At 73.4% G+C, this 5409-nt stretch carries 4 protein-coding genes and 1 pseudogene; 1 reads left to right on the top strand and 4 read right to left on the bottom strand.

Translation table 11 applies throughout. From position 1 onward, the window contains the following. Positions 1-841: pseudogene (locus G3I19_RS34220) on the top strand (MFS transporter); the annotation flags it as partial. Here G3I19_RS34220 and G3I19_RS34225 read toward each other — a convergent pair. The 4 genes from G3I19_RS34225 to G3I19_RS34240 all read right to left on the bottom strand — a co-directional run. Beyond that, positions 787-1800, bottom strand: a complete 1014-nt coding sequence (locus G3I19_RS34225; RefSeq protein WP_164267596.1) for an adenosine deaminase — start codon at positions 1798-1800, stop codon at positions 787-789. The pseudogene G3I19_RS34220 and the gene G3I19_RS34225 sit on opposite strands and share 55 nt — an antisense overlap. Positions 1801-1866: 66 nt before the next feature. After that, entirely contained in the window at positions 1867-2784 is a 918-nt protein-coding gene (locus G3I19_RS34230) for a ribonuclease Z (protein ID WP_164267597.1), read from the bottom strand. A 5-nt stretch (positions 2785-2789) separates the two neighbouring features. Further along, positions 2790-3149 (bottom strand): histidine triad nucleotide-binding protein, encoded by a 360-nt coding sequence (locus G3I19_RS34235; RefSeq protein ID WP_164267598.1) that lies wholly within the window; start codon positions 3147-3149, stop codon positions 2790-2792. A gap of 150 nt (positions 3150-3299) precedes the next feature. Then, positions 3300-5409, bottom strand: a 2110-nt coding sequence (locus G3I19_RS34240; RefSeq protein WP_203600971.1) for a S41 family peptidase, incomplete at its 5' end; no start/stop codon positions are given.

A 5409-nucleotide genomic window follows, 5' to 3' on the forward strand; every position in this document is an offset into this window, starting at 1 on the left:
GACCGGCCGGCTCGGCCGGGCCCGGCCACAGCCACCCGCCACCGGGGCGGGGCGCGGCCGTATCCCGCATCTGCGCTCGGGCTCGGTGCTGGCCGGCGCGATGGTCTGCTGGGCCATGGCGCAGAACTCCCTCTGGGGCGTCAGCAGCCGGATCGGCCAGGACCAGGCGGGGCTGTCCGAGGTGACGGTCGGCGCGATCTTCGCGGTGTCGCTCGGCGCCGGGCTGATCGGGGTCGCCGGGGCCGGGGCGCTCGGCTCACGGCTCGGCAGGGCGCTGCCGATCGGCGGCGGCACCGTGGTCATCTCGGCCTGTATCGCGCTGAGTTCATCGGCGAGCGGGCTCGGCTCGTTCGCGTCGGGCGAGATCCTCTGGAACACCTTCTACCCGGTGGTCCTGTCCTACCTGATCGGCCTGGCCGCCTCGCTGGACCCGCGCGGCCGGTGGGCCGTCCTGGTCGGCTCGGCGTCCTCGCTCGGCGTGGCCTGCGGCCCGGTGGCGGGCAGCCTGCTCGCCGCGCGGACCGGTTTCCCACTGATGGGGGCGGTGCTCTGCGCGCTGCTTCTGCTGCTGGCGGTCCCGCTGACCGGGGTGGCGCTGCACACATCGGGCCGCCCGCTGCTGCCCGGCTCGGTGCGGCGCAGGGGCGGCGCCCCCGCGGCCGTCGTCGCGGGCACCCTGGGCGCGGTGGCGTCCACCGTTCCGCAGCTCGGCGCGCCCGAACTCACCGTCACCGAGATCGCCCTGGAGCCGGTACCCCGCCGCAAGTACCGGCTCACCGGGGGCGTTCAGCCCAGATCGAGGTCCGCGTCGAAGTCGTACGCGTCCACCTCGGCCAAGTAGCGCGCCCTGCGCTCCTCGTCGTGGTCCAGGAAGGCGGCGAGGAAGGAGTTGCGGGCCAGCGTCCGCAGCTCCTCGTGCCCGAGGCCGAGCGCCTCGTGCACGGCGTGGAACGTGTCGCCCGCGTAGCCCCCGAAGTAGGCGGGGTCGTCCGAGTTGACGGTGCAGAGCAGCCCGGCGGCCATCATCTGCGGCAGCGGGTGCTGCTCCAGGGTGTCGACGGCCCGCAGCCGTACGTTGGACAGCGGGCAGAGCGTCAGCGGCACCCGGTCCCTGACCAGGCGCTCCACCAGCGCCGGGTCCTCCATCGAGCGCAGCCCGTGGTCGATCCGCTCCACCCCGAGGAGGTCCAGGGCCTCGTGCACATAGGCGGCGGGGCCCTCCTCGCCCGCGTGCGCGACCTTGCGCAGCCCCAGCGCGCCCGCCGCCGCGTACACCTCGCGGAACTTCGACGGCGGGTGCCCGACCTCGGCCGAGTCGAGGCCGACCGCCGCGATCCGGTGCAGATACGGCTTGGCCGCCTCCAGCGTGCGGATCGCCGAGTCGGCCGACTCGTCGCGCAGGAAGCACATGATGAGCTGCGTGGAGATGCCGTGCCGCTCCTCGCTGCGCCCGAGCGCCCGGGAGATGCCCTCGACGACGGTGCCCATCGGCACGCCGCGCGCGGAGTGCGCCTGCGGGTCGAAGAAGATCTCCGCGTGGCGTACGCCCTGTGCGGCGGCGCGCGCGAGGTAGGCGTCGGTGAGCTCCTCGAAGTCCTCCTCGGTGCGCAGCACGGCCATCAGCCCGTAGTACAGGTCGAGGAACGACTGGAGGTCGCTGAACTGGTACGCCTTGCGCAGCGCCTCGGTGTCCGCGTACGGCAGCTCGATGCCGTTGCGGGCGGCGAGCGCGAAGGCCAGTTCGGGTTCGAGGGTGCCTTCGATGTGGAGGTGGAGTTCGGCCTTGGGGAGATGGTGCATCGGGTCTCGCTCAGTTCGGTGGTGTGGGTGGGTCGGTCGGGGCCGGGGACGTACGGCGGGCAGCGGTCAGGTGGCGGCGTGCCGGGTGGGGACCGGCACCCGCATCAGGTCGTCGGCGACGGTGAGTTCACCGTCGAAGCCGGCGGCGCGCGCCTGTCTGCCGAACTCGGCGGGGTCGGGGTAGCGCTGCGAGAAGTGCGTCAGGACGAGGTGCCGTACGCCCGCGTCGCGTGCGACGCGGCCCGCCTGTCCTGCGGTCAGATGGCCGTGGTCGGCCGCCAGCCGGGCGTCGTCGTCGAGGAACGTCGACTCGATGACCAGCAGGTCGCAGCCGTCCGCGAGCCGGTGGATCCCCTCGCAGAGCCGGGTGTCCATCACGAAGGCGAAGCGCTGGCCCCGCCGCACCTCGCTGACCTGGTCGAGGGTGACCCCGTCGAGCACGCCCTCCCGCTGGAGCCGCCCGACGTCCGGTCCGGTGATGCCGTGCTCGGCGAGTCTCTCCGGGAGCATCCGGCGCCCGTCGGGCTCGGTCAGCCGGTAGCCGTACGACTCGACGGGGTGCGAGAGCCTGACCGCCTCCAGTTCGTACGCGGGTGTGCGCGCCAGGACACCGCCGTCGCCGGTGGCCGGGGCCTGCGCCAGGGCGACGGACTCGCGGTAGGCGGTGGAGTACCGCAGCCGGTCGAAGAAGTGCTGCCCGCTCGCCGGGTAGTGCGCGGTGACCTGGTGCGGGACCTGGTCCAGGTTGATCCGCTGGATCACCCCGGCCAGGCCCAGCGAGTGGTCGCCGTGGAAGTGCGTGACGCAGATCCGGTCGATGTCGTGCGCGGCGACCCCGGCGTGCAGCATCTGGCGCTGGGTGCCCTCGCCCGGGTCGAAGAGGATGCCCTGCCCGTCCCAGCGCAGCAGATAGCCGTTGTGGTTGCGGCGCCGGGTGGGCACCTGGCTGGCGGTGCCGAGGACCACGAGTTCTCGTACGGACAACGGGACTATCCGGGGGGCCAGTTGAGCCCGCGGCCGCCCAGGACGTGGGCGTGCGCGTGGAAGACGGTCTGCCCTGCGCCTGATCCGGTGTTGAAGACGATCCGGTAGCCGGTTGCGTCGACCTTGTCGGCGGCGGCGACCTCGGCCGCCTCGCGCAGTACGTCGGCGGCGATCCGCGGTTCGGCCGCCGCGAGGGACGCCGCGTCCGGGTAGTGCGCCTTGGGGATCACCAGGACGTGCGTCGGTGCCTGCGGGTTTATGTCACGGAAGGCGACGGTCGTGTCGGTCTCACGGACGACGGTCGCCGGGATGTCCCCCGAGACGATCTTGCAGAACAGGCAGTCGGTCTGCGGCTCTCCCGCCATGCGCTCACTCCTCGGTCGTGGTGGTCGGTGATGATCATTCGCGTACGCGGCCATGCTAGCCGGGGGCGGTCGGCCCGCCTGCGCTCCGCCCCCGGGCGTGCGCCCGCGCCCTGTCCCGGGCGGGGCGCACGCCGTCGGCGCGTCCGGCGGTCAGCCGCGCGGCTCCGGCAGGCTCGGCGGGGTCTTCGCCGGGGTCTCCTCCAGTGCGGCGAGCGCGGTCCTGATCGCCTCGTCCAGCTGCGGGTCCCGGCCCGCCGCGTGGTCCTGCGGCGCCTGGACCACCTCGATGTCCGGGTCGACGCCGTGGTTCTCGACGCCCCAGCCGTACCCCTCCAGCCAGAAGGCGTACTTGGGCTGGGTCACCAGCGTCCCGTCGACCAGCCGGTACCGGCTGTCGATACCGATGACGCCGCCCCAGGTGCGGGTGCCGACCACGGGACCGATGCCCAGTGCCTTGATCGCCGCGTTCACGATGTCACCGTCGGAGCCCGAGAACTCGTTCGCGACGGCCACCACGGGCCCGCGCGGGGCGTCCTGCGGATAGCTGGAGGGGCGCATGCCGCGCGGCAGGTCCCAGCCGACGATCCGGCGGGCCAGCTTCTCCACCACCAGCTGCGAGGTGTGGCCGCCGCGGTTCTCCCGTACGTCCACGACCAGGCCCTCCCTGGCCACCTCGACCCGCAGGTCGCGGTGGAGCTGCGCCCAGCCCGAGCCGACCATGTCCGGGACGTGCAGATAGCCGAGGCGGCCGCCGGACCGCTCGTGGACATAGCTGCGGCGGTCGGCCACCCACGCGTGGTAGCGCAGCGCCTCCTCGTCGCCGGTCGGTACGACCACGACATGGCGGGGGTCGCCGCCGTCCGCGGGCGAGACGGTCAGCTCGACGGGCTTGCCCGCCGAGCCGGTCAGCAGCGGCGCCGGGCCGGTGAGCGGATCGACGGCCTGGCCGTCGACGGCCAGCACGGTGTCGCCCGCGCGGACCGCGACGCCCGGCGCGGCGAGCGGTGAGCGCGCCGCCGGGTCGGACGTCTCCGATGGCAGGACCCGGTCGATGCGCCAACTTCCCTCGTCCGTACGGGAGATGTCGGCGCCCAGCAGCCCCTGCCGGGTGGTGTCGTCGTGCCAGCCGCCCGGCGGTATCACATAGGCGTGCGAGGTGCCCAGCTCGCCCTGGACCTCCCAGAGCAGGTCGACCAGGTCGTCATGGGTGGCGATGCGGTCGAGGACCGGCCGGTAGCGGTCCAGGACCCCGTCCCAGTCCACCCCTGACATGTCGGCGCGCCAGAAGTTGTCCCGCATGATGCGCCCGGCCTCGTCGTACATCTGCCGCCACTCGGCGGCCGGGTCGAGGGTCCGCCGGATCCGGGAGAGGTCGACGGTGACACTGCGGTCGCTGTCCTCGTCCGCGTCGGATTTGGCCACCCGGCTGTCGGACGGGACGACGCGCAGCTTGCCGTCCGTGTGCAGCACGAGCCGCTTGCCGTCGCCGCTGACCTCGAAGTGGTCGACGTCCGGGGCGATCTCCTCGTCCCGCAGCTTCTCCAGGTCGTACCGCTCCAGGACGGTGTCAGGCCAGGGGGCGTCGGGGGTGGCCCCGGTCGTGCCGAGGACCCCGCGCAGCGGGTGGCGCAGCCAGAGGAGTCCGTCCCTGGCGGCGCGGAGCGTCGAGTAGCTGCCGGCCTCGACGGGCAGCGGCACGATCCGGTCGGCGAGACCTTCGAGGTCGATACGGGTCACCGGCAGCGCGGTCGGAGCGTCGTGCTCGTCGCCGTCCTTGTCCTTCTCGGTCGCGCGGCCGTGCCGCTGCGGACCGAACGGGGACGGTGTGGTCGCGGCGAGTGTCAGCAGATGCGGACGGCAGGTGCCGATGAACGCCAGGTCGAAGACGTGCGCGTCGTAGATCGGGTCGAAGGCGCGCTCGGAGAGGAAGGCGAGGTGTTTGCCGTCGGTCGTGAAGGCCGGGTCGAAGTCCCGGAAGCGCAGCGGGGTCGCCTCGGCGACGGAGAGGTCGGCCAGGTGCGCGAGCTTGAGCTGGCGCAGCGGCTCGGGGCCGGGGTGCGACCAGGCGAGCCAGGCGGAGTCGGGCGAGAACACCAGGCCCGATGCGTCACCGTCGGCGCTGCGGTCCACCTCGTGCACATCGCCGGACTCGCGCTCGACGACGAGCACCCGGCCGTCGTGTGCGGCGACGGCGAACCGGCTGCCGTCCGGGGCGGCGGCGAGTCCGAGCACCCGGCCGATGCGGCCCTGTGCGAGGCGG

It is taken from the genome of Streptomyces sp. SID10853, assembly GCF_010548145.1.
GTDB lineage: Bacteria > Actinomycetota > Actinomycetes > Streptomycetales > Streptomycetaceae > Streptomyces.

Coding starts and splice junctions, on each gene's coding strand:
- G3I19_RS34235 (WP_164267598.1), bottom strand. CDS start 3,149: ATGGCGGGAGAGCCGCAGACCGACTGCCTGTTCTGCAAGATCGTCTCG.
- G3I19_RS34225 (WP_164267596.1), bottom strand. CDS start 1,800: ATGCACCATCTCCCCAAGGCCGAACTCCACCTCCACATCGAAGGCACC.